Annotated in this window: 23 protein-coding genes and 1 rRNA gene; all 24 read left to right on the forward strand. The window is 46.7% G+C overall.

The window, feature by feature from the left end; translation table 11 throughout:
* Nucleotides 1-4: 4 nt before the first annotated feature.
* Entirely contained in the window at nucleotides 5-385 is a 381-nt protein-coding gene (locus JSY36_RS20895) for an FtsB family cell division protein (protein WP_122901958.1), read from the forward strand.
* 72 nt (nucleotides 386-457) lie between these two features.
* Complete coding sequence (locus JSY36_RS19685; protein WP_122901956.1) at nucleotides 458-895, forward strand: S1 domain-containing RNA-binding protein; 438 nt, start codon at nucleotides 458-460, stop codon at nucleotides 893-895.
* A gap of 673 nt (nucleotides 896-1,568) precedes the next feature.
* Nucleotides 1,569-4,052: a stage II sporulation protein E gene (spoIIE, locus tag JSY36_RS19690; RefSeq protein WP_122901954.1), complete on the forward strand. Its 2,484-nt coding sequence runs from the start codon at nucleotides 1,569-1,571 to the stop codon at nucleotides 4,050-4,052.
* A gap of 485 nt (nucleotides 4,053-4,537) precedes the next feature.
* A complete protein-coding gene (locus JSY36_RS19695; RefSeq protein WP_205167674.1) occupies nucleotides 4,538-4,867 on the forward strand; it encodes a hypothetical protein in 330 nt (109 codons plus the stop codon).
* A gap of 467 nt (nucleotides 4,868-5,334) precedes the next feature.
* On the forward strand, nucleotides 5,335-6,072 hold the full coding sequence (locus JSY36_RS19700) for a vWA domain-containing protein (protein WP_122901950.1): 738 nt from the start codon (nucleotides 5,335-5,337) through the stop codon (nucleotides 6,070-6,072).
* On the forward strand, nucleotides 6,038-7,051 hold the full coding sequence (locus JSY36_RS19705) for a protein kinase domain-containing protein (protein ID WP_205167675.1): 1,014 nt from the start codon (nucleotides 6,038-6,040) through the stop codon (nucleotides 7,049-7,051). The genes JSY36_RS19700 and JSY36_RS19705 overlap by 35 nt, the downstream gene beginning before the upstream one ends.
* A 40-nt stretch (nucleotides 7,052-7,091) precedes the next feature.
* Complete coding sequence (locus tag JSY36_RS19710; RefSeq protein ID WP_205167676.1) at nucleotides 7,092-7,847, forward strand: threonine/serine exporter family protein; 756 nt, start codon at nucleotides 7,092-7,094, stop codon at nucleotides 7,845-7,847.
* Between the two features lie 17 nt (nucleotides 7,848-7,864).
* On the forward strand, nucleotides 7,865-8,311 hold the full coding sequence (locus JSY36_RS19715) for a threonine/serine exporter family protein (protein ID WP_122901944.1): 447 nt from the start codon (nucleotides 7,865-7,867) through the stop codon (nucleotides 8,309-8,311).
* Nucleotides 8,295-9,716 (forward strand): tRNA lysidine(34) synthetase TilS, encoded by a 1,422-nt coding sequence (tilS, locus tag JSY36_RS19720; RefSeq protein WP_205167677.1) that lies wholly within the window; start codon nucleotides 8,295-8,297, stop codon nucleotides 9,714-9,716. Before JSY36_RS19715 ends, tilS begins: the two co-directional genes overlap by 17 nt.
* Before the next feature lie 100 nt (nucleotides 9,717-9,816).
* Entirely contained in the window at nucleotides 9,817-10,356 is a 540-nt protein-coding gene (hpt, locus tag JSY36_RS19725) for a hypoxanthine phosphoribosyltransferase (protein WP_122901940.1), read from the forward strand.
* A gap of 70 nt (nucleotides 10,357-10,426) precedes the next feature.
* A complete protein-coding gene (ftsH, locus tag JSY36_RS19730; protein WP_122901938.1) occupies nucleotides 10,427-12,472 on the forward strand; it encodes an ATP-dependent zinc metalloprotease FtsH in 2,046 nt (681 codons plus the stop codon).
* Between the two features lie 96 nt (nucleotides 12,473-12,568).
* On the forward strand, nucleotides 12,569-13,339 hold the full coding sequence (locus tag JSY36_RS19735) for a type III pantothenate kinase (RefSeq protein WP_205167678.1): 771 nt from the start codon (nucleotides 12,569-12,571) through the stop codon (nucleotides 13,337-13,339).
* A gap of 45 nt (nucleotides 13,340-13,384) precedes the next feature.
* A complete protein-coding gene (gene hslO / locus JSY36_RS19740; RefSeq protein WP_205167679.1) occupies nucleotides 13,385-14,281 on the forward strand; it encodes an Hsp33 family molecular chaperone HslO in 897 nt (298 codons plus the stop codon).
* A gap of 201 nt (nucleotides 14,282-14,482) precedes the next feature.
* Entirely contained in the window at nucleotides 14,483-15,415 is a 933-nt protein-coding gene (gene cysK, locus JSY36_RS19745) for a cysteine synthase A (RefSeq protein ID WP_205167680.1), read from the forward strand.
* Between the two features lie 309 nt (nucleotides 15,416-15,724).
* Nucleotides 15,725-17,176, forward strand: a complete 1,452-nt coding sequence (locus JSY36_RS19750) for an anthranilate synthase component I family protein (RefSeq protein WP_336511555.1) — start codon at nucleotides 15,725-15,727, stop codon at nucleotides 17,174-17,176.
* A gap of 13 nt (nucleotides 17,177-17,189) precedes the next feature.
* Nucleotides 17,190-17,777, forward strand: coding sequence for an aminodeoxychorismate/anthranilate synthase component II (pabA, locus tag JSY36_RS19755; RefSeq protein WP_122901924.1), 588 nt, complete (start codon nucleotides 17,190-17,192; stop codon nucleotides 17,775-17,777).
* Nucleotides 17,771-18,643, forward strand: coding sequence for an aminodeoxychorismate lyase (gene pabC / locus JSY36_RS19760; RefSeq protein WP_205167681.1), 873 nt, complete (start codon nucleotides 17,771-17,773; stop codon nucleotides 18,641-18,643). The genes pabA and pabC overlap by 7 nt, the downstream gene beginning before the upstream one ends.
* A gap of 7 nt (nucleotides 18,644-18,650) precedes the next feature.
* Nucleotides 18,651-19,493 (forward strand): dihydropteroate synthase, encoded by an 843-nt coding sequence (gene folP / locus JSY36_RS19765; RefSeq protein WP_205167682.1) that lies wholly within the window; start codon nucleotides 18,651-18,653, stop codon nucleotides 19,491-19,493.
* Nucleotides 19,486-19,848, forward strand: a complete 363-nt coding sequence (gene folB, locus JSY36_RS19770; RefSeq protein WP_205167683.1) for a dihydroneopterin aldolase — start codon at nucleotides 19,486-19,488, stop codon at nucleotides 19,846-19,848. Before folP ends, folB begins: the two co-directional genes overlap by 8 nt.
* Complete coding sequence (gene folK, locus JSY36_RS19775; RefSeq protein ID WP_205167684.1) at nucleotides 19,848-20,375, forward strand: 2-amino-4-hydroxy-6-hydroxymethyldihydropteridine diphosphokinase; 528 nt, start codon at nucleotides 19,848-19,850, stop codon at nucleotides 20,373-20,375. Before folB ends, folK begins: the two co-directional genes overlap by 1 nt.
* Entirely contained in the window at nucleotides 20,327-20,533 is a 207-nt protein-coding gene (locus tag JSY36_RS19780) for a helix-turn-helix domain-containing protein (RefSeq protein ID WP_205167685.1), read from the forward strand. The genes folK and JSY36_RS19780 overlap by 49 nt, the downstream gene beginning before the upstream one ends.
* A gap of 10 nt (nucleotides 20,534-20,543) precedes the next feature.
* On the forward strand, nucleotides 20,544-21,563 hold the full coding sequence (gene dusB, locus JSY36_RS19785) for a tRNA dihydrouridine synthase DusB (protein WP_205167686.1): 1,020 nt from the start codon (nucleotides 20,544-20,546) through the stop codon (nucleotides 21,561-21,563).
* A 362-nt stretch (nucleotides 21,564-21,925) separates the two neighbouring features.
* The gene (lysS, locus tag JSY36_RS19790) at nucleotides 21,926-23,428 is read left to right on the forward strand and encodes a lysine--tRNA ligase (protein ID WP_336511556.1); all 1,503 of its coding nucleotides are present in this window, start codon (nucleotides 21,926-21,928) and stop codon (nucleotides 23,426-23,428) included.
* 651 nt (nucleotides 23,429-24,079) lie between these two features.
* A 16S ribosomal RNA gene (locus JSY36_RS19795) occupies nucleotides 24,080-24,179 on the forward strand; the annotation flags it as partial.

The following is a 24,179-nucleotide window of genomic DNA, read 5'->3' on the forward strand; positions in this document are numbered from 1 at the left end:
GAACGTGCATGATCATCGCAGAGTCAACTTCGAGCGACTCGCTTCCGAATATGCTGAGGAGCAGGAGCAGCTGAAAGAACAAAAGAGAAGAAGACGAAAAGGGTTAGTCCGCCGCATGTCCGTTTTTGGCGTCCTGATGTTTGCGATGTTTATTTTTACTGTCTTCACACTTTTCTCCCAGCACAGCACTATCCAGGAACAGGAGAAAATACAGGAAGAGCTTGACCAGAACCTCGCAAACCTTGAAAAGGAAGAACTTGAATTGAAAGAGGAAAAACAACTGCTTCAGGATTATGATTATATTGCGGAGCTTGCCAGAAGAGATTACTTCTTAACAAAACCGGGAGAGACACTCTTTCAACTGCCGCGATCGTCATCGGATTGACACAATTCCTCTCTAATCGGTATAATGATACTATATGAATTTTTTCAACATACAAGGAGGAGCATTTTTTACATGTCGATTGAAGTAGGCAGCAAGCTGAAAGGGAAAATCACTGGTATTACTAACTTTGGAGCGTTCGTTGAACTTCCCGGAGGCTCAACCGGACTTGTCCACATCAGTGAAGTAGCGGATAACTATGTCAAGGATATCAATGAACATCTCACTGTTGGTGACGAAGTAGAAGTGAAAGTATTGAATGTGGAAAGTGACGGAAAGATCGGCCTCTCCATCCGCAAAGCAAAAGATAAGCCGGCAGGACAAAGCTCAGGTCACGGCCAGGGACAAGGACGCCCGCAGCGCCGAGGAGGCAGCGGCCCCCGTCAGCAGCGTCCGAGAACGATGTCTTTCGAAGATAAAATGAATCGTTTCTTAAAAGACAGTGAAGAGCGCCTGACTTCTTTGAAGCGTCAAACGGAATCAAAGCGTGGGAGTCGCGGTACGAAACGATAACTCTTGCTGCTAATTGAAATATATATGAAACACTCACTTACCCGGTGGGTGTTTTTTGTTTTGCTCATATTTCGGTTCTTCGTTCAGTGCGGAATACGAGCACTCTCATAATTGGTCTGTTATAAAGTGGGGGATATAGTTAACGCAGAATGATAAGCTTAACACTCTTAAAAGGCGGGCAGACCCGCCGGCACCCCCGTAGAAACCCAAAAGGGAGTTCGACGCGAGTCCGCGGAAAGGGAGTGTATTCCGTTCAACGAAGCTTAGAATATCGATGAGAGGTTAAGAATCACCCCAAAATTGATTCTTCAAGGTAGTATTTAACAGCATCATTTTTTAAAAATTACCCCTTTTTTAAAAAACAACACTATTTTTTTATGCTAAAAAGAGAGAAAGGAGGGAAGTGTTTTTCAATCTACACCACCTTTTGTCAGAATTTTCACAACTCTTAATTCCGGGTAAAAATGAGGCTGGTGGTATATTACAAAAAGAAAATCGTTCAATTTTATGAAAAAACCGGTTTTGATTCGTGTGGGGAAAAACAGAAAAACAAGTGACTTTCTACTTGAAAGCCGTCGAACACTTTTTAAAACCACCTGGGTTCTTTTGACAAATTCTGTACGAAATCCATGTTTATAATGTTACCACTATATGGAACAGGTGGTGCTTACACATGTTAGGACGTCTTACTTACCGTGCGACCAGCCAAACCTCGGCGATTCCAATACCAGCAAAACCATTCTCCCGCCTTTCCAAGCGGTTGGTAGCCTGGCTCGAAAAACCGAGCGTAAAAGATGCAAAAAGAACGTTCTGGATTATCCTGATCGGCTTTCTGCTCGGACGAGCTGTCATCCTTATGCATTTATTACCATTTGCAGTGCCATTTTTGGCAGTAATGCTTCACTGGCAGAAATCAAAAGCAAAATGGGCTCTGCTTGCCATATGGGCCGGAGCAGCAACGATCTCGGTTTCGTTTGCGGCTTATGCGGTCGGGGCAACGATTGCTTATCTGATTCTGCACAGGATCATCACGGTACTCAGGCCCCAAAGTAATATGATTCCCATGACCGTGTTTATAACCGTAGCTGCGGTCAGGTTCTCTGTCATTTCAGTTCAGGAAGGGATTTCGAGCTACGGCGCCATGATTGCGGGAGTGGAAGCAGGTCTTGCTTTAGTAGTAACCTTGATCTTTTTCCAAAGCATCCCGATCCTTTTCGAGAGAAAGAACAAAATGTCTCTCAGACATGAAGAGGTTGTGAGTATCGTTATTTTTCTGGCGTCGGTCATGACGGGAACAGTCGGATGGCTTTTATATAATCTGTCGGTGGAATTTATCATTGCACGCTATCTCGTACTCGTATTTGCTTTTGTCGGAGGAGCTGCCATTGGGTCCACGGTAGGGGTGGTTGTAGGGCTTATTCTCAGTCTTGCAAACGTGGCGAATTTGTTTCATATGAGTCTCCTGGCCTTTTCAGGTCTTCTTGGCGGACTTTTGAAAGAGGGTAAAAAAATCGGGGTATGTCTTGGTTTGTTAATCGGAACCGGACTGATGGGGATGTATGGTGACAACCAGACCGCACTCAGTGTTTCTATGATGGAGACAGGTGTTGCGATCGCGATATTCCTTTTAACACCCAAGAAGTGGATCGAGCACCTTGCACGCTATATACCGGGTACGGCTGAGCATGCGGTGGAGCAGCAGCAGTACCTGCGAAAAATCCGCGATTTAACAGCAGGTAAAGTAGAGCAGTTTTCCCGGCTTTTTTACACACTTTCAAACAGCTTTTCTGATGTAAATGAAGAAGCCCCCGGCAAAGAGCCGGGACGTGACGTGGATTTGTTTTTAAGCAAAATCACGGAAAAAACGTGCCAGACATGTATGAAAAAACATCAGTGCTGGACGAGAAAGTTCTCGGAAACCTATAACATCATGGAGCGGACAATGCAGGAGATTGAAGACAATAAAGATGTTTATGACAGGCGGTTAATGAGTGACCTTCACGCCCACTGTATTAAGCACGATAAGGTGATCAGGGCGGTAAAGGATGAAATCGGCCAGATTCATGCCAACAAGCAGCTCAGAAAACAGATCATGGAGAGCCGTCGCCTGGTTGCCGATCAGCTCAGGGGAGTCTCAAAAGTCATGGAGGACTTCGCAAAGGATATTCAGCGGGAACAAAAGACTCATGAGCTTCAGGAAGATCAGATCAGTGAGTCACTTCTGAAGGCGGGAATTCCGGTGGAACAGGTTGAGGTGTACTCCCTTGATAACGGTAATGTGGATATTGAGATGATCATTTCCCACAATGAATACAACGAAGGAGAAAAGGTGATCGCACCACTCCTTTCACATATATTGAAGGAAACCATCGTGGTCAAACATACTGAGAAAGCTTCTCTTGCAGGAGGGGCGGAAAGACTCGTATTCGGTTCGGCAAAGCAATACGTTGTTTCAACCGGAGCTTCCCAGACAGCTAAGGGGGGCAAATGGATCTCAGGTGACAGTTATTCAACGATGGAGCTAGGTGCCGGTAAATATGCCTTGGCCATCAGTGATGGAATGGGGAACGGAAAGCGGGCACACTTGGAGAGTAACGATACAATCGAGCTCCTTAAGAATATTCTCCGCTCCGGAATTGAAGAAACAGTAGCTATTAAGTCCATAAACTCCGTTTTAGCACTCAGGTCCGAAGAAGAAATGTTCTCAACTCTGGATCTGGTGATGATTGATATGCAGGATGCGTCGGCCAAGTTTTTGAAAGTAGGGTCGATACCAAGCTTTTTAAAGCGTGGAAGGCAGGTGAAGATGATTGAATCGGGTAATTTGCCAATTGGAATGATCACAGATGTGGAAGTAGATGTGGTCAATGAGCAGTTAAAGAGCGGGGACCTTCTCATCATGATGAGCGACGGGATCTTTGACGGCCCGGCTAACATTGAAAACAGGGAGGTGTGGATGAAGCGCGTTATTAACGAAATGAAGACGAATGATCCCCAAGAGGTGGCGGATCTCCTGATGGAACGGGTCATTCGCGAAGGAGGAGGGATTCATGACGACATGACGGTGGTTGTTGCCCGCATTGACCACCACTTGCCAAAATGGGCAACCATTCCGGTCGCCTTTGAAGAAAAGGCGTTCGCTAAATCATCCGGATGATCGGATGCGAGCCAATAAAGAGTAAGCGAAAAAAGGGGGTACATTCTAAACGGGAGGTGAGGCGTGTACATGGAGAAAAGGCTGGATAAAGGCTAGCTGGATCATCCCCGTTCACGTTTATTAGGGAGAGAGTCTTTCAAATTAAGGTCCCAAGGGAGCCGGGGGCAGCCGGCTGACCCAGGAGCACAGAATGATTTTGAAGAGATCACTCCCGAAAAGCAAGACGAAAACTTCATAGATATGTATCAGGATTCATGATAAATGCTTTGGAAATAAATCGGGAGAATCATGATAAGTCACTGGGGATTCATGATATACCGGAAAAATCAATGATAAGTCCCTGAGGATTCATGATAAGCCGGAAAAAATCATGATATACGCACCAGGATTCATGGTATCCCGTATTAATTCAGAAAGGATAATCGTAAGTAAGCAAACAGCTTTACCGTCAAAAGGCGGACAAACCTTCGGAGGTGGAAGAAAGTATGGATAAATCCAACATGTTCCTAACTTTGCGAGAATGGTTGATCAGGGTGTTTGCTTTCCGGACGTATGCGGTGTTTGCCAACGCTGCTCCTGCGAAAAGTTTAAGTGTTTCGACTGCGGGCAAAAAATCACTTTCGGTTTACCCCGGGTGGGAGAGTGCTGTGTCTGTGAAGGATAACTTCCTGAATGTAAAGTCCAGGTTCATTCAGCTGATTGCATCAGGAACGTACCGCCTTTTTGTGATTTGGCCGGTCGGACCACCCGGGGAACTGGTAATAGGGACAGTGAGAGTAATCCCCCTGATCTATCTGGCGAGTGTAATCGGTTAAGGCATTGAGGGGAGACGTCCCCAATAAAACGCCTGACAGGTCTGACCGCTCGATTCCGCCTTTCGTATACGATGTCTGGTTCCATCGGCTACGAACTCGAGGTCACTTTGTCTCGTCTGAAGAAGCCTGAGAAGCGGCTTCAATCAGCCGGTCCAAAGTGCTTGTACTTCTTTGGTTGAAAAAATGGAGAGAAGTATAGTATCAACTAAGACTTTCGCCATCCATTGGCGATAAGTCAAGTTTCAATAATCGCTCGTGAGCAAGCCGATTACACCTTTCGTTGTCCAGCTGCATTCGAGCAGCCCCTCGGGGTCGTTTGATGCCGTCAAAGGAAGTCTGGAAAGCGACTTCCTGTTGCCGTCCTAAAACGCCTGACGGGTCTGACCGCTCGATTCCGCCTTTCTTTGTATATTCTCTTTCAATCTTGTAAATGATGATACTAGTTTTATCATTTGGAGGGGAAAGAAATGAAGAAAGGTACGCTCAGGCAGGTATTGTTGTTAACGGACGGATGCTCAAATGCAGGTGAAGACCCTGTTGCGATTGCTGCTCTGGCTAAGGAGCAGGGCATTACCATTAATGTAATCGGGATTGTGGAAGAATCCCGAAGCGGTGAGCACGGTTTAAATGAAGTCGAGCAGATCGCTTCCTCCGGTGGAGGGATCAGCCAGATTGTGTATGCAAAGCAGCTCTCCCAGACGGTACAGATGGTTACGAGAAAAGCAATGACACAGACGATACAAGGGGTGGTAAATAAAGAGCTTCAGCAGATTCTTGGTGAAGCACATGAATTGGAAGACTTATCGCCTGCCAAGAGGGGACAGGTAGTTGAAGTGGTCGATGACCTTGGTGAAACGATGGACCTTGAAGTGCTGATATTAGTCGATACGAGTGCAAGTATGACAAAGAAGCTGCCGATGGTGCAGGAAGCGTTAATTGACTTGAGCGTAAGTTTACGGTCCCGTACAGGGGCTAACCAATTTTCTCTCTATTCGTTCCCGGGAAAACGAAAAGACGTAGAGAAACGGTTAGGGTGGACCCCGCACCTGGACTCCCTTTCAGGTGTGTTTAAAAAGCTTACGCCTGGCGGACTGACACCGACAGGACCGGCGCTTCAGGAAGCTCTTCATATCTTCTATAAGCGTATGGACAGAAGTGAGGTCGAACGAGATGAGAGAACCGATCTCGAAGAAACAGGGATGTAAACTGTATCCGGAACAGAACGTGAACGGAAGGTGGCACAAAAACCGGTATAAGATTATAAGAGAACTGGGATGGGGCGCCACAGGGACAGTTTATCTGACCGAGACAAAAGAGGGGCCGGCCGCACTTAAGGTGGGGCGGGATGCCATGTCCATTACGTCGGAAGTAAATGTATTAAAGCACTTTTCAAAGGTCCAAGGAGATCACCTTGGGCCTTCTCTCATCGATGTGGATGATGTTGTTACACCTTCAGGTACGTACCCTTTTTATGTAATGGAGTACCTGAAAGGAGAAGAGGTGCTTCCCTTTTTAAGGAACAGAGGAGGAGAATGGACCGGGATCATCGGAGTCCAGCTTCTTGGTGATCTAGACCGCCTCCACCGTGCAGGGTGGACGTTTGGAGACTTAAAACCGGAGAACCTTCTCGTTACAGGTCCTCCCCTAAGAGTAAGGTGGTTTGATGTAGGAGGAACTACCAAGATGGGACGGTCAGTCAAGGAGTATACGGAGTTTTTTGACCGTGGCTACTGGGGACTGGGCAGCAGAAAAGCGGAGCCATCCTATGACCTGTTCTCCGTAGGAATGATCATGATCAACTCTGGCTATCCTTCAAGGTTTGAACGGTCAGATAAGGATAACCTCAAGCTTCTTGTGAGCAGGGCTGAGCAGAAGCCGGGGCTCAAACCTTATGTGCCGATTATTACAAAGGCCCTTGGCGGACACTACCGGGATGCTCTTCATATGCGAAGGGAGCTTGCGGAGGTGATCGGCCGAACACACTTTTCCACCAGGCAGGAAGTACATCCCGGCTCAGGGAAAGTAATTGCGCCGTCTGTAAGAAAACCGCTCGTGAACCGCAAGTCATATAAACAACAGGTACAAAAAGAGAAAAAGCGCTCCTCAGGTGTATTGGAAACGGTCCTTGTAGCCTCTTTCCTTCTTCTCGCTTATGTTCTATACTTATTTGGACAAATGATGTAGCGGAGAACGAAGTGAAGGAGTAAGGACGAGGAGGCAAACCATGGGGAAATCGGACAAGGTCATGGATATCTGCCTTTTGGCCGGTGAAATCATGCTCACATACGGCGCAGAGACATACCGGGTAGAAGAAACGTTAGAGCGGATGGCAAAGGCAGCGAAAATGAAAAATGTGCACTGTTTTGCCACCACTACTGGTATTTTTCTTTCTTTTGAGGAAGAGGGGAAAGACGACCATATGCAGATGGTCCGTGTTGACGACAGGCTTCAGGACTTAAACAAAGTGACCGAAGTGAACCAGGTCTCGAGAGAGTTTGTTAACGGACAACTCGATGTGGAGACAGCAGAGGTGAAACTTATTGAGATTGCCAAAGCACCGGTTCCTTATCCGTTATGGCTTATCCACCTGAGTGCAGGGATAGCCGGCAGCGGTTTTTCATTTTTATTTGGAGGGGACTGGCCCGATCTGCTTCCTGCATTTATTGCTGCAATCCTCACAAGTGTGACGGTTGTAGAATTTGAACGGTATTTAAAAGTGAGGTTTGCAGCTGAGTTTATGGCTGCCTTTATTGGCGGAACGGCCGCCATTGCCCTTGTTTTTTTCGGAGTGGGAGATAATATCAATCAAATTGTGATCGGCTCACTGATGCCCCTTGTTCCGGGGGTTCCATTGACCAACGCCGTAAGGGACCTGATGTCCGGTGACCTGGTTGCCGGGGTGAGCAGAGGATCTGAGGCTCTGCTCACATCGTTATCCATTGCGAGCGGTGTCGCATTTGCAATCTCCTTATTTCTCTGACGAAAGGGGCGGGACTTTTGTTTATTATTGAACTTATTATTTGTTTTATTGCAACGATCGGTTTCGGCGTTATTTTCAGCGTACCTAAACGGGCCCTTTTGTTAGGCGGGGGGATCGGAGTGGTTGCTTATACGATTTTAAGTGCCGGCCTTTATTTTGATGCGTCTCCTGTATTTTCAACGGCTCTGGCATCTTTAACAGCCGCATTAATCTCCCATTTCCTTGCACGTTATGTGAGGATTCCTGTTACAACCCTTGCTATTCCAGGTATTCTTCCTCTCGTACCGGGAAGCCGTGCGTATTTCACCATGCTTGCGTTTGTAGATGGTGAGTATCTCACAGGGCTTGAGTACGGAGTTGAAACAATGCTGAGAGCAGGTGCCATTGCAGCAGGGCTTGTTTTTGCTCTTGCCGTATTTTCATTTGGAAAGGGGATTGGTCACCGTTATGAAACGAACCGTTGATCAATTTATCCAGAGGCACCGTCTGATTCAAGAGGGAAACACTGTGCTTATTGCTGTATCCGGCGGTCCTGACAGCATCGCACTCCTTCATTATTTACTTGAAAAAAGAATGGTGTGGAATCTTCGTCTCGTTGCTCTTCATGGTGAACATGGCCTGAGGGGCTCCGACTCCGTAGAGGATATGACTTTTGTAAAAGCGATGTGCGTCGAGTTTGGGATTGAGTGCGTTACTGAAAAGCTGAATGTAAAAAATTATATAGATGAACACAGCTGCTCCGTGCAGGAAGCTGCGAGAGAGTGCCGTTATTATTTTTTTGAGCGGATGATCGCACGCTTTAAGGCCGATGTGCTGGCAACGGGACACCATGGCGATGACCAGATCGAAACGATGGTAATGAGGCAGGTCCGGGGAGCTGGTTCGGGACTCGGCGGAATCCCAGTCACCCGCAGTCTTGGAGGAGGGAAGCTGATCCGGCCTTTTCTAAATGTAAGTAAAGACGATATCCTTCTTTATTGTGAAGAAAACGGGATTCCATACCGTACAGATCATAGCAATGAGGAGGATAAGTATACAAGGAACCGGTTCAGAAAGCAGGTTCTTCCTTTCTTTAAGGAGGAAAATCCAAATGTTCACCAGCGTTTTCAGAGTCAAAGTGAGTGGCTTCATGAAGATGATTCCTATTTAACGGGGCTTGCGGAAGAGAAACTTTCCGGCGTGATTACCGAACGGACAAAAAAGAGCATCATGATATCTGTGAAAGCATTTCTGGACATGCCCATCCCTTTACAAAGAAGGGCCTTTCATCTAATATTAAACTATCTTTCCATTGACAATATTCGCGTACAGGCATTGAGTATACATAGAAAGGTGTTTATTGATCTGCTTGTACAGGCAAACCCTTCCGGTCACCTTGACTTTCCGGGGGATCTTTTTGTTGAGAGATCCTACGATGTATGTCTTTTTTCAACAGAAAGAGATACGAAGGAAACAGAGGGGGATAAAGTTGATGAACAATTGCCTGTTCCGGGCATGGTTACCTTCAAAAGGGGCAAGATAAAGGCGTCTGTTCAAGAAAACGACAGAGCCGGAGCCGGGAGTCTCTGGGTATTTAAAAGCGACCCGGGCCACCTTCCACTGCCCTTGACGGTACGTACAAGAAAAAACGGTGACCGTGTGGTTCCAAAAGGGATGACAGGAACAAAAAAGCTGAAGGACCTCTTTATCGATAAAAAAGTCCCCCGCCATCTTCGCGACAGCTGGCCTGTTGTTACGGACAGGGAGGACCGGATTATCTGGGTTCCCGGCATTGTGCATACGGAAACCGGGAGTGCGCTACCAAAAAAAGATAAGATGCTTTATTTGGAATGCGAGTTAGACGACGATTCTTTTAGGGAAGTGACATAAGTAATGAAGGGATATCTCTTTTCTTTTACTTGGGGTACATAATCGTTGTCTGTGATATGGAAAAAGTTCGGACTATACTCTAGGAGGCTTATCGTACATTATGAGAGATGATATTCAGTCAGTTTTGATTTCCGAGGAAGAGATTCAGGAAAAAGTAGCAGAGCTTGGCAGGCAGTTAACAGAAGAATATGAGGGGCGTTTTCCTCTTGTCGTAGGTGTTCTTAAAGGATCCCTTCCATTTATGGGAGACTTGATTAAAAAGATCGACACACATGTAGAGCTCGATCTGATGGACGTTTCAAGTTACGGTAATGAAATGGTCTCATCAGGGGAAGTTAAGATTGTAAAGGACCTTAATACTTCTGTAGAAGGCCGTGACGTTCTGATCCTTGAAGATATTATCGACAGCGGGCTGACTCTCAGCTACCTTGTTGAGCTGTTTAAATACCGCAAAGCAAAAACAGTTAAGATTGTCACGCTTCTGGATAAGCCTGAAGGACGTAAAGTGGATCTTGTGCCGGACGTAGCAGGATTTTCAGTGCCCGACGAATTTGTTGTCGGATACGGCCTGGACTATGCAGAACGCTACCGCAACCTCCCGTTTATCGGCATTTTGAAGCCGGAAATATACCAGGGTTAATTCATTGTGATGAAGGATGGTTGTATGGTACTATATTTTAAGTGTACTTGTACGCGGGAGGAGGTAAACAATGAATCGGATTTTTCGTAATACGATCTTTTATTTATTGATTTTCCTGGTCATTGTAGGAATTGTAAGCCTCTTTAATGGTGAGCCTGATGGCACCGAAGAGATTACGTTTAATGAGTTCCAGGAGTACTTAGAAAATGGTCAAATTGAAAATGTCACTGCCCAGCCGGGGGGAGACGTATATATTCTGCGTGGGAATTTAGTCCCTGGTGCAACGGACGACGAAGAAGAGCCTGAGGAAGGTGCTTCATTTATCGTTAATGTTCCTGATACACCGGAGATGATCGGTCAGGTAGTGACCCTTGTAAACCAGGCAGACTCTGTTCAGTTCCAGGAGGCTGAAGAGCCGAGTGGATGGGTGACGGTCTTTACGGCCATTATTCCGTTTATCATTATCTTTATCCTGTTCTTCTTTTTACTGAGCCAGGCACAGGGCGGCGGCAGCCGGGTGATGAACTTTGGTAAAAGTAAGGCGAAGCTGTACAGTGAAGATAAAAAGAAAGCCCGCTTTAAAGATGTAGCCGGTGCTGAAGAGGAAAAGCAGGAGCTTGTCGAAGTTGTTGACTTTCTTAAAGACCCTCGCAAATTCTCTCAAATCGGTGCCAGAATCCCAAAAGGTGTTCTCTTAGTGGGACCACCGGGTACCGGTAAAACGTTACTTGCCCGTGCTGTTGCAGGAGAGGCCGGCGTGCCATTCTTCTCGATCAGTGGTTCCGACTTTGTTGAGATGTTTGTCGGTGTCGGTGCATCCCGTGTACGTGACCTGTTTGAAAATGCGAAGAAAAATTCTCCGTGTATCATCTTCATTGATGAGATTGATGCAGTGGGACGACGTCGTGGAGCCGGTCTTGGCGGCGGGCACGATGAGCGTGAGCAGACGCTTAACCAACTTCTCGTTGAAATGGACGGATTTGGTGCGAACGAAGGAATTATCCTTATTGCTGCAACGAACCGTGCGGATATTCTGGATCCAGCCCTTCTTCGTCCGGGACGTTTTGACCGTCAGATCATGGTAGGGCGTCCGGATGTTATCGGGCGTGAGCAGGTTCTTGAGGTTCATGCCAGAAACAAGCCGCTGGCTGATGACGTAAATCTTAAGACGATTGCCTACCGTACTCCAGGCTTCTCCGGAGCAGATTTGGAGAACCTGCTGAACGAAGCGGCCCTCGTTGCTGCCCGTTCGGATAAAGAGAAAATTGATATGGAATCGGTTGAAGAAGCGATTGACCGTGTTATTGCCGGTCCCTCGAAGAAGAGCCGTGTTATTTCCAAAAAAGAACGTGGTATTGTAGCTCACCACGAAGCCGGCCATACGGTTGTCGGTGTGAAGCTTGAAAGTGCCGACATGGTCCACAAGGTTACAATTGTACCTCGTGGTCAGGCGGGCGGATATGCGATGATGCTTCCGAAAGAAGACCGTTACTTTATGACGAAGCCTGAGCTTCTTGATAAGATTGTTGGTCTTTTAGGCGGGCGTGTGGCAGAGGAAGTGATGTTCGGAGAAGTAAGTACCGGAGCGCATAATGACTTCCAGCGTGCCACAGCTATTGCCCGCAAAATGGTTACTGAATACGGTATGAGTGAAAAGCTCGGACCGCTTCAGTTCGGTCAGCCTCAAGGTGAAGTATTCCTTGGCAAAGACATTAACAATGAGCCGAACTACAGTGACGCCATTGCCCATGAGATTGACATGGAAATTCAGCGCATCATCAAGGAATCCTATGAGCGCTGCCGTCAAATCCTTGTTGACAATAAGGATAAACTTGAGCTTGTTGCCCAAATGCTTCTTGAGTATGAAACACTTGATGCAGAGCAAATCAAGTCCCTTGTTGAAGAAGGGAAAATGCCGGAAGGTCACCACATGGCAAAAAAACTTAACGGTGAATCAGACGATGAGCCGAAAGTGAACATTCAAAGCAAAAAAGGTGAAGAAAATCCGGATCGTGAAGATAGCAACGAGGAAGCTCCTCGACGCAGTTACCTTGACGACCAGGTTGAAAAACCTTTTGATGACAATAAAGAAAAAGACGATAAAGATAACAAGTAATTGTTTTTAAAGGGGGTGTCCTGAAAGGTAGTCGAGAAGACCTTTCAGGAGACCCTTTTCGTCTGTTGTGAATGACTGAAAGGAGGGAGTGTCAACGTGCTTCTTGTACTCGATGTTGGAAATACGAACGTTGCTATCGGTGTGTACGATAACCGTGAGCTTAAGCACCACTGGCGAATCGGGACTGACCCGGGGAAAACTTCTGATGAATACGCGATGCTTACGGGCGCCCTTTTTGCCCAGGCTGGTCTGGCGTTTAAGGATATCACCGGTGCAATGATGAGTTCCGTAGCCCCTACAGTCATGTATGCGATCAATCAGATGTGCCGGGATTACATTAATGTCACGCCTCAGGTGATCGGCCCGGGGATTAAAACGGGATTAAACATAAAATATGATAACCCCAGAGAAGTCGGCTCTGACCGTATTGCCAATGCTGTGGGGGGAATGATGGAATATGGAAGTCCTCTCATCATCGTGGACTTCGGCACGGCAACAACATTCTGCTATGTAAATGAACATGCTCATTATGTAGGTGGCGCGATTGCACCGGGAATAAAAATTGCAACGGAAGCTCTATATACCCATGCCTCGAAATTACCGAGAATAGAACTTAGCAAACCGAACGGCATTATTGGGAAAAATACGGTTCATGCAATGCAGGCGGGTATTATCTACGGCTATACAGGCCAGGTTGAAGGAATTGTCAGCCAGATGAAAAAGCAGGCAAAGCCGGGTGTGAAGGTGGTAGCTACCGGGGGACTCTGTGAACTTATTGCTCATGAGACACCGGTTATTGATCATGTAGATCCTCTCCTTTCTCTTAAGGGGCTTCGTGAAATATACGAAAAAAACAATACACATTAACACATCCCACAGGGAATGATTAACGTTTGGAAGGAGTATGTTGATATGTCAGATTACTTAGTGAAAGCACTTGCTTATGACGGGAAAGTACGGGCGTATGCAGTACGATCAACAGCAATGGTTCAGGAGGCAGCAAGACGCCATGACACGTGGAGAACAGTCACAGCCGCCCTCGGCAGATCTTTATCTGCTGCAACAATGATGGGTGCCATGCTTAAAGGAGAAGAAAAGATCACAGTGAAAATTGAAGCTGACGGCCCGGCGACCCCTATTATTGTCGATGCCAATGCCACCGGTGAAGTCCGCGGATATGTTTCAAACCCTCATGTGGACCCGGACAGAAACAAAGAAGGGAAGTTAAATGTAGCAGAAGCTGTAGGGAGAAACGGATCCCTGTCTGTCGTCAAATATCTCGGGTTAAAAGACAACTTCACAGGAAGTGTGCCTCTCGTTTCGGGTGAACTGGGAGAAGATTTCACCTATTACTTTGCCAAGTCTGAACAGACGCCGACATCCGTCGGTCTTGGTGTCATTATCGACAAGGATGAATCGGTCGCTGCGTCAGGTGGGTTTATCATTCAGCTCATGCCGGGTATTACAGATGATGTGATCGATGAAATTGAAAACAAGCTCAATGCCATGGAACCCATCTCGAAGTTAATCCAGAGCGGACTTACTCCTGAAGAACTTCTTCATACGATTTTGGGAGAAGAGAATGTTCGTATTCTTGACCAGATGGGCGTCGCCTTTCAGTGCCAGTGTTCAAAAGAGAGAATATCCAATGCCATTATGGGTCTGAATGAAGAAGACATCAGCGCCATGATCGAAGAAGACGGCGGGGCAGAAACACAATGTCATTTCTGTAACGAAAAGTATGTATTCGATAAATGGGAACTTCAGGAGATTTTAGACGAAAAACGTGCCGGTAACGAACCTCAGTAAGTTAGCGCAAGTGTTGTATTGAAACGGGAGAATAAAGGCTCATTACCATGCTTTAGAGAAGTGTGCCATGAGAGAGCTTTTTAGGTAAAATAAGTTAACATCACTGTTGCCGAACTGTTTGACTTTTGCTATGATTGGTTTTAATATAATAAAACATAGAGGAATACTCGGGTATTGTACAAAACGGAGGAGGAGTCGTAAATGGCAAAGGTAGTGAATTCGATTACTGAACTTATTGGAGAAACGCCACTTGTAAAGTTGAACAGACTCGTCAGCGAAGAGCATGCAGATGTGTACTTGAAGCTTGAATTTATGAATCCGGGGAGCAGTGTGAAAGACCGGATCGCCTTATCCATGATTGAAGATGCGGAACAAAAGGGCCGTCTTAAAGAAGGGGACACCATTATTGAGCCGACCAGTGGTAATACGGGGATCGGACTTGCGATGGTTGCTGCTGCCAAAGGGTACCGTACCGTTCTTGTTATGCCTGAAACCATGAGTATGGAACGCCGAAACCTTCTCAGGGCATACGGAGCTGAGCTTGTGCTTACACCAGGGCCTGAAGGTATGGGTGGAGCGATCCGAAAAGCAACAGAACTTGCCAGAGAGAATAATTACTATATGCCTCAGCAATTCCAGAATGAAGCCAACCCTAAAATTCATCGTGAAACAACAGGGAAAGAACTTCTGGAACAAGCAGGGGATCAGCTTGATGCATTTATATCCGGGATCGGTACAGGTGGTACGATTACAGGAGCAGGTAAAGTACTGAAAGAGAAATTCCCGGACCTGCACCTCGTAGCACTTGAACCACAGGATTCACCTGTATTGTCAGGTGGAAAAGGCGGACCTCATAAAATCCAGGGGATCGGAGCAGGGTTTGTTCCCGATATTCTTGATACGAAGCTTTACGATGAGGTCATAACCGTATCTTCGGAAGATGCGTTTGAGTATGCACGCCGTGCAGCCCGTGAAGAAGGCATTCTTGGAGGTATTTCCTCCGGTGCAGCTATCTATGCAGCTTTGGAAGTTGCGAAGAAACTAGGCAAAGGAAAGAAAGTCGTTGCGGTTATTCCTAGTAACGGGGAGCGCTACCTCAGTACCCCTTTGTATCAGTTTGAAGAACAGGAATAAATCATTATGTAAAAGAGCTGCAAGCAACAGTCTGCAGCTCTTTTTTTATATGTTGATGCAGTTCGGGAGGTACAGCTTGTACTTTATTTTGTGCGGAGGTGCTTGTGGGCTTCCTGAACAGAGCCCGGGGCACAAAGAACAAAGAACGACAATGCCACATGAACCGATCCATGGTTGATGGAAACCCTGCTATTCCCGCTCACATACATACAGCACATCAAGGCAAAATAATCCCGAAGATTGCAGTTACCGGACAGGCTACGTATAATTATGACAGGTACTATAGTTTCGGAAATGAGTGATGCGGCAGTGACGATAAAACGAAGAGCAGCGGGGAGATCCCGGGAGCTCACTCCTATTAAACAAAACTGGTTTAAAACCTTTACCACACTCGCTGAGACGAGTAATGAATATATTCTTCTTGAAAGCGGCAGGGGCGGCCGGTTTACGATTATCGGAATGAACCCCTGGGCCGATGTCAGGGGGAAAGACGACAGGTTAACGGTAAGTGGAAGAGAGGGTGAAAAGGTCTATCAAGGACCTATCCTGAAAAGCCTCGAAGAATGGCTTGAGCAATATAAAACAGAGAAAGTGGCGGACCTGCCCGACTGTCAGGGAGGACTGTTTGGGTATGTAAGCTATGATCTGATCCGTCAGATTGAGTCGATCCCGGCTGAATCAGAAGACGACCTTCTCACCGATGATATTCACTTCCTTGCTTTTGACGATCTTTACGTCATCGATAAGGAGGAAAAGAAATTCTGGATCCTTACCCACCTTGACGAAAACGGAACCAAGGAACAGGAAGACGAAAACCTTGACCGCCTTGAACAGGAATGGGAAAAGGCGGAGCAGTCAGCGGACTCCGAAGACTGGTATAAGGAATGGCGTGAAAAGAAATCTGAATCTTCAACGGTAAGGAGCTTTTCCCAGCCCGCTTTTATGGAAGCTGTTCAAAAAGTTCAGGAGTACATTGCACAAGGAGACGTATTCCAAGTAAACTTGAGTGTAAGGGAGTCGCAGCCTCTTGCTTCACACCCTCTGCATGTGTATGACTGCTTAAGGGGAATTAATCCTTCTCCTTACATGGGCTACTTCCAGGCCGGGAGTATGCAGCTGGTCAGCGCTTCTCCGGAACTTTTAGTCAAGGTAAAAGGAGAAGAGGTAAGTACACGTCCCATCGCAGGAACCCGCTCGCGGGGAAAAGACGCGGCGGAAGATCAGGAACTTGCTGAAACGCTGATAAACAACGAGAAAGAACGGGCTGAACATGTGATGCTCGTCGATCTCGAGCGAAATGACCTGGGCAGGGTATGCAACTACGGAACGGTAGAAGTAGACGAACTTATGGTAATCGAAAAATACTCCCACGTGATGCATATCGTTTCGAACGTACGGGGAGAACTTGCAGCCGGGCATTCTGTTTTTGATGTGATTGCAGCCACCTTCCCGGGTGGAACAATTACAGGAGCACCGAAAATCCGGACGATGGAAATCATTGAAGAACTGGAGCCGGTGCGCCGCGGGATTTATACAGGATCACTCGGGTGGGTTGGGTATAATGGAGATATGGAACTGAACATTTCAATCCGGACGATGATCGTGGAAAACGAAACGGCACACGTACAGGCCGGAGCCGGAATCGTCATTGATTCAGACCCCGCTGCTGAGTACAAGGAATCACTGAAAAAAGCCAGAGCTTTATGGAAAGCAAAAGAGATGAGCGAAGATGAGCTGAGAGAGAAACTGAGTTTGAGCTGAGGAGGAGAAAAGTATGATTTTAATGATAGATAACTACGATTCGTTTACGTACAACCTTGTTCAATATTTAGGTGAGCTCGGAGAAGAGCTGATAGTAAAACGAAACGACAAAATAACGATAGAGGAAATAGAAGAGCTGGCCCCTGCATTTATTATGGTTTCACCAGGGCCATGCTCTCCAAATGAAGCCGGGATCAGTATGGATGTGATCAGACACTTCGCAGGCAGGATTCCCATCTTCGGTGTTTGTCTTGGGCACCAGTCCATCGCCCAGGTGTTTGGAGGAAACGTGATTCGTGCAGACAGGCTGATGCACGGGAAGACTTCTGAAATTTACCACGACGAAAAAAGTGTGTTCAAAGGTCTGCCTTCACCGATGGTGGCTACCCGGTACCACTCCCTTATTGTAGAGCGTAAGTCACTGCCGGACTGTTTTACCATCAGCGCCCAGACAGAAGAAGGGGAAATTATGGCTATCCGTCACAAAACGCTTCCTGTTGAGGGGGTTCAGTTTCACCCTGAATCAATCATGACAGCGGAAGGAAAAAAGCTGCTGAAGAACTTTATTGAACAATACAAGGAGTATGAGTACTCATGCTGATGTACTTGAACGGCCAAATCATACGAGAAGAAGAAGCGGTAATATCACCGTTTGATCATGGGTTCATGTATGGTTTGGGTCTGTTTGAAACGTTTCGCACCTACAATGGTCATCCATTTCTACTGGATGACCATTTTGATAGGCTGCATCGCGGACTTGACCAGATGCGTATCGAAAAAGCCCCGTACGACCGCCAGGAAACAGCCCGTATCATTGCCAGCCTGCTCGATGCAAACAATATGGATGATGCCTACTTCAGGTGGAACGTCTCCGCCGGCAATGCGCCTGTGGGGTTAAGGACATCACCATACAAGAATCCAAACACGATGGTTTTTGTTAAAGAGCTGCCTGAGAACGGGGCCCGGGAAAAAAAACTCCATGTTCTCAAGCAGAAGAGGAACACACCGGAAGGACCGGAGAGGTTAAAATCCCATCACTATTTGAACAGTATTCTCGGTAAATACGAAATGTCCCCTGACCAGAAAGGGGAGGGTCTTTTCCTGACCGGCAGAGGACACGTGGCTGAAGGGGTCGTTTCGAATGTTTTTTGGAGAAAGGGCATGAATGTTTATACACCAGACCCGGATTGCGGCATATTAAACGGCGTTACCCGCCAGTTTGTGATCAGACTGGCTCGTTCAAAAGGTTTTAAAGTACATGAAGGACACTATATGCTCAACGCCTTACTTGAGGCTGATGAAGCTGTGATTACCAACTCCATTCAGGAAATAGTCGCTGTTTCATCGGTTTGCGAACGAATGTTCCCTGGCGTGAGGGGAGAGCTGTACGAAGCATTAACATCCCTTTATGGCCGGGCATCAAGAGAAAAACGACTCTGGTCGGGCAAAGAATGGGAAGAAAGGTGAAGGAACCATGAGAAAAAACATTGACCGGATGGAGTGGAACCAGCATACACTGGACTTTTTAAAAAAATCGTATGTAATGGGGATTCTTAACCTGACTCCGGATTCCTTTTCAGATGGAGGAAAGCACGGCCGAAAGAGTGAAGCAGTGGCTCATGCTCTTCAGATGATTGAAGAAGGAGCGGATATCATTGATGTTGGCGGTGAATCTACCAGACCCGGGGCCACTATGGTACCGGCAGATGAAGAACTGCGCCGCGTAATTGAGCCGTTAAAGGACGTAAGGGCCCACGTGAATGTTCCGATTTCCATTGATACATATAAGGCTGATGTAGCCAGAGCTGCCATTGAAGCCGGTGCTGATATTATCAACGATGTGTGGGGAGCGAAGTATGATCCGGATATGGCCAGAGTGGCAGCTGAATACGATGTCCCGATTATTCTCATGCACAACAGGGAAACACCTCACTATAACGACCTGATGAACGATATTAAAGACGACCTCAATGAAAGCATCGACATCTGTCTGAGTGCCGGAGTAAAAGAAGAGCGGATTATTCTCGACCCGGGCATTGGCTTTGCAAAAACCTATGAGGAAAATCTTCTCGTCATGCGTCATGTTGGAAAAATAACAGAAATGGGCTTTCCGGTTCTGCTCGGTACTTCGAGAAAGTCCCTTATTGCGAAAACCCTTAACCTTCCTGTAGAAGAGCGGATGGAAGGGACGGGGGCTACAGTGTGCTACGGAATTGAAAAAGGATGCGATATTGTTCGGGTTCATGATGTAAAACCGATTAGCAGAATGGTGAAGATGATGGATGCGATGATCGGAAAAGGAGGATACAATGGATAACATTTATGTAACGGGCATGGAGTTTTACGCTTATCACGGGGCTTTCCCTGAAGAGAACAAACTGGGCCAGCGATGGTATGTGGATGTGACGCTCGGAATGGACGCAAAACCTGCAGGTGTTTCGGACGATCTGGAGAAAACGGTCAATTACGCAGATGTGTATAACGAGGCAAAGGCAGTGATGGAAGACGAGCCTGTTAAGCTCGTGGAAACTCTTTGTGAGCGGATTGCAGCAAAAATTCTGGAATCTTTTGAAATAGTCGAATTGTGCACGGTTAAAGTAATGAAACCAGATCCACCGATTCCCGGGCATTACGACAGTGTAGCTGTGGAGATTACCAGGGAGCGGTCCTGATGAACAGACAAAAAGCCTACATTGCACTCGGGTCCAATATCGGGGAAAGACACGTGTATTTAGAGGGAGCCGTTGACACCCTGGAGGATAACCCGGATATTACCATTGAGAAAAAATCTTCAATTTATGAAACAGACCCTGTCGGATATACAGATCAGCCGCCTTTCTTAAACATGGTGGTCAAGGTGGCCACTTCCCTGTCCCCTCTTGCTCTACTGGATAAATTGCAAAAGATTGAATCCACCCTCGGGAGAACGAGAGACATCCATTGGGGACCGAGAACAATAGACCTTGACATTTTGCTCTATAATGATGAAAATATTAAGTTGGAACGGTTATCCGTTCCTCACCCAAGAATGTATGAACGAGGTTTTGTTTTAGTTCCGCTCTGTGAAATTGAACCGAATCTCCGGTTTCCGGACGGGCGTCATATTGAACAATGTGTACATGACTTAACTGATAAAGAGGGTGTGCGAAAATGGAAGAAATCATCTGGGGCCGACGAATCCGCGCCTTTCGGAAGTTAAAAGGATACACGCAGGAAGGTTTCGCTAAAGAACTGGACATCTCTGTGTCTGTTCTCGGCGAAATTGAGCGGGGAAACCGTAAACCTTCCGACGAATTGATTGCTTCTGTAGCGAGCACACTCGGAGTAACAATAGACGATTTAACATCGATTAATTGAGGTGAACACCATGCTTAAGATTGGCGATATTACGATGAAAAACCAGGTTGTTTTAGCACCGATGGCCGGCGTCTGCAACCCTGCTTTTCGTCTGATCGCAAAAGATTTCGGAGCAGGCCTTGTCTGTGCTGAAATGGTAAGTGATAAAGCGATTCTCCATAAAAACGAACGGTCCCTTCAGATGCTTTACGTAGATGAGCGGGAAAAACCGTTGAGCCTTCAAATTTTCGGAGGGGACAAATCGACCCTTGTGGATGCGGCTAAGGTCGTAGACAAACAGACAAACGCAGACATTATTGACATCAACATGGGCTGCCCTGTACCGAAGATTACGAAGTGTGATGCCGGTGCCAGGTGGCTCCTCGATCCAAACAAAATCTACGACATGGTCTCCTGCGTAGTAGAAGCTGTAGATAAGCCAGTTACAGTAAAAATGCGTATGGGCTGGGATGAAGATCACATTTATGCTGTTGAAAATGCAAAAATGATTGAGCGCGCAGGCGGAAGTGCCGTGGCACTGCACGGCCGTACACGTGTACAGATGTATGAAGGAACAGCCAACTGGGATATCATTAAAGATGTAAAAGATGCTGTTAATATCCCTGTTATCGGGAATGGTGATGTCAAGACTCCTGAGGATGCCCGCCGGATGCTCGACACAACCGGTGTGGACGGGGTTATGATCGGGCGCGCAGCACTCGGAAACCCTTGGATGCTGTACCGTACCATTCATTACCTTGAGACGGGGGAAAACATTCCTGAACCAACCCCGAGAGAGAAGATGGATGTTGCAATCCTTCATATGGACAGACTCATTGACCTTAAAGGAGAAGAAGTAGCTGTTCGTGAAATGCGCAAACACGCTTCCTGGTACATTAAAGGACTTCGCGGTGCTGCCCGTATGCGGGATAAAATCAACCAGGTAACCAAACGCGATGATCTTACAGAAGCGCTCGACGGCGTCGTTGAAGCTGTAGAAGCAAAAGAAAAAGAACGTCTTGCAAAAATCGCTGAGGGACAGGCGGGTTAAGTTGACATTACAGGAGCAATCTCCTATAATACCTCTTTAGATAAACGGAAGAGGCTGGGACATAAAGAAAGTGTATAGCTGAGAATCCGAACATTGCGCGAACCTGGCGGATGAAATATACGTAGACTCCTGCGGGATGAAAAGCAAAGGTGAGACCCCGCAGTGCGTAGCACGAGGAGGGTAACCCGCTTCCCGCGGAAAGCGAAGTATATTTCAGGAGCGATTTATTAGCGCCGCTTTGATTCGTTCGGATTCCCGTTGACTAAAACACTTCTGTCCCAGCCTCTTTTCTTCATTATTCATTTTTACACTTTCACATAGATGAACAGAAATGCAAATTATAGAAACAGGAGATGGTAACGGTGAGTCAAGAGCTAGAGCTGAACGACCAACTGCAAGTCCGCCGGGAAAAAATGAAGGAAATGATCGACCTTGGGTTTGATCCATTCGGTCAACGCTTCGAGCGAACGCACACAGCAGCAGAAATGCAGGAAGCCTACGATAAGTATTCAAAAGAAGAACTTGAGGAAAAGAGTTTCCCAATAACACTGGCGGGTCGTATTATGACCAAACGTGGAAAAGGAAAAGCGGGCTTTGCCCATGTACAGGACCTTTCCGGCCAGGTACAGATCTATGTCCGTAAAGATGCCGTGGGAGACGAGCAGTACGAACACTTTAAGAAAGTAGATATCGGCGACATTGTCGGTATTTCGGGTGTGGCGTTCAAAACAAAAGTTGGAGAGCTCTCTGTTAAAGTAAACGAATTTCAGCTTCTGTCAAAAGCACTTCGACCACTGCCGGATAAATATCACGGATTAAAAGACGTTGAACAACGGTACCGCCAGCGCTACCTGGATCTTATCGTAAATCCGGAAGTGCGGGACACATTTGTTCTTCGCAGCCGCATCATCCAGTCTATGCGCCGTTACCTTGATAACAATGGCTACCTTGAGGTTGAGACGCCAATGCTTCATTCTATTGCAGGAGGTGCATCGGCAAGACCGTTCATTACGCACCACAACACACTTGATATGACACTGTATATGCGTATTGCCATTGAGCTCCACTTAAAGCGGCTTATTGTAGGCGGCCTGGAGAAAGTATATGAAATCGGCCGTGTATTCCGTAACGAAGGGGTATCTACGCGACACAACCCTGAGTTTACAATGATCGAACTGTACGAAGCATACGCAGACTATAAAGATATCATGTCTCTTACAGAGAATCTTGTTGCGCACATTGCTGAAGATGTTCTCGGCTCCACAACTGTAAAATACGACGACCAGGAGATTAACCTCAAGCCTGAGTGGACAAGAGTACACATGGTCGATGCTGTAAAAGAGCACACCGGTGTGGATTTCTGGAAAAAGATGAGCGATGAAGAAGCCCGTGCATTGGCTAAAGAACATAATGTTCCTGTGAAAGATACAATGAAATACGGCCACGTTGTAAATGAGTTCTTTGAAACATTTGTGGAAGACAAGCTCATTCAGCCGACATTCGTATACGGTCACCCGCTGGACATTTCTCCACTGGCGAAGAAGAATCCTGAGGACCCTCGCTTTACGGATCGGTTTGAGCTCTTTATTGTAGGGCGCGAGCACGCGAATGCCTTTACAGAGCTGAATGACCCGATTGATCAGCGTGAGCGTTTTGAGGCTCAGCTTGTAGAGCGTGAGCAGGGAGACGACGAAGCCCATATGATGGATGATGACTTTGTTGAATCTCTCGAGTACGGTATGCCACCAACAGGCGGTCTCGGGATTGGAATCGACCGTCTGGTTATGCTCCTTACCAACGCCCAATCCATCCGTGACGTTCTATTATTCCCGCAAATGCGTCATCAATCTTCTGAAGAAGAATAATAAAACATGCACCTCCCGCGTTTACAGCGGGAGGTGTTTTTTGCATTCTCAGTGAAGGAAAGAAGTGCAGTGGGCGGGAATAGGCGGGCTCAGCCTGAATATGGTTCTGTCTATTCCGGCCTGGGTTGGGAGGGAAGCTTATATGATAGAACGCCTCTGCTTCTTTTGGGAGAATAGCGCAGCCTGGGCGGCAGACGGAGGATAGCGTTCATTTTTAATCGGTGCCTCTAAATAGAAGACGGAAAAGGATATTGCACTTTGGCGGTGACCGTTATATACTCAATCAGGTTGTTTAAACGTATTTGTAAAGCCCTGTCAAAATAATTGAATATGGATCCTGACAATGGGTGAAAATATTTTTGTTGCAATTTGAAATATAGGGTTGCGCATACTGAACAAACCGTGGTATATTATTATTCGTCGCTGACACAACAACGGTTGACGTAGTGACAAGCAAGACAGTTTTAAAAAAGATTTGAATAAAGTGTTGACGTGATCTTAACAACATGATATATTAGTTAAGTCGCCGAAAAACGACACAGTAAAACATTTTGACCTTTGAAAACTAAACAAAAAGCCAAGCGAAACGTGGGATAATGACAAATTATCCCGTCAATGAATGAATTAAATGATGTCAGAGACATCAAACTTTCTATGGAGAGTTTGATCCTGGCTCAGGACGAACGCTGGCGGCGTGCCTAATACATGCAAGTCGAGCGGACTGATGGGGAGCTTGCTCCCCTGACGTCAG

The organism is Alteribacter salitolerans, assembly GCF_016901055.1.
GTDB lineage: Bacteria > Bacillota > Bacilli > Bacillales > Salisediminibacteriaceae > Alteribacter > Alteribacter keqinensis.

Bases quoted from the DNA above. Each gene is read 5' to 3' on its own strand.
- JSY36_RS19685 (WP_122901956.1), top strand. From the start codon at position 458: ATGTCGATTGAAGTAGGCAGCAAGCTGAAAGGGAAAATCACTGGTATT.
- spoIIE (WP_122901954.1), top strand. From the start codon at position 1,569: ATGTTAGGACGTCTTACTTACCGTGCGACCAGCCAAACCTCGGCGATT.
- JSY36_RS19695 (WP_205167674.1), top strand. From the start codon at position 4,538: ATGGATAAATCCAACATGTTCCTAACTTTGCGAGAATGGTTGATCAGG.
- JSY36_RS19700 (WP_122901950.1), top strand. From the start codon at position 5,335: ATGAAGAAAGGTACGCTCAGGCAGGTATTGTTGTTAACGGACGGATGC.
- JSY36_RS19705 (WP_205167675.1), top strand. From the start codon at position 6,038: ATGAGAGAACCGATCTCGAAGAAACAGGGATGTAAACTGTATCCGGAA.
- JSY36_RS19710 (WP_205167676.1), top strand. From the start codon at position 7,092: ATGGGGAAATCGGACAAGGTCATGGATATCTGCCTTTTGGCCGGTGAA.
- tilS (WP_205167677.1), top strand. From the start codon at position 8,295: ATGAAACGAACCGTTGATCAATTTATCCAGAGGCACCGTCTGATTCAA.
- hpt (WP_122901940.1), top strand. From the start codon at position 9,817: ATGAGAGATGATATTCAGTCAGTTTTGATTTCCGAGGAAGAGATTCAG.
- ftsH (WP_122901938.1), top strand. From the start codon at position 10,427: ATGAATCGGATTTTTCGTAATACGATCTTTTATTTATTGATTTTCCTG.
- hslO (WP_205167679.1), top strand. From the start codon at position 13,385: ATGTCAGATTACTTAGTGAAAGCACTTGCTTATGACGGGAAAGTACGG.
- cysK (WP_205167680.1), top strand. From the start codon at position 14,483: ATGGCAAAGGTAGTGAATTCGATTACTGAACTTATTGGAGAAACGCCA.
- pabA (WP_122901924.1), top strand. From the start codon at position 17,190: ATGATTTTAATGATAGATAACTACGATTCGTTTACGTACAACCTTGTT.
- pabC (WP_205167681.1), top strand. From the start codon at position 17,771: ATGCTGATGTACTTGAACGGCCAAATCATACGAGAAGAAGAAGCGGTA.
- folP (WP_205167682.1), top strand. From the start codon at position 18,651: ATGAGAAAAAACATTGACCGGATGGAGTGGAACCAGCATACACTGGAC.
- folB (WP_205167683.1), top strand. From the start codon at position 19,486: ATGGATAACATTTATGTAACGGGCATGGAGTTTTACGCTTATCACGGG.
- folK (WP_205167684.1), top strand. From the start codon at position 19,848: ATGAACAGACAAAAAGCCTACATTGCACTCGGGTCCAATATCGGGGAA.
- JSY36_RS19780 (WP_205167685.1), top strand. From the start codon at position 20,327: ATGGAAGAAATCATCTGGGGCCGACGAATCCGCGCCTTTCGGAAGTTA.
- dusB (WP_205167686.1), top strand. From the start codon at position 20,544: ATGCTTAAGATTGGCGATATTACGATGAAAAACCAGGTTGTTTTAGCA.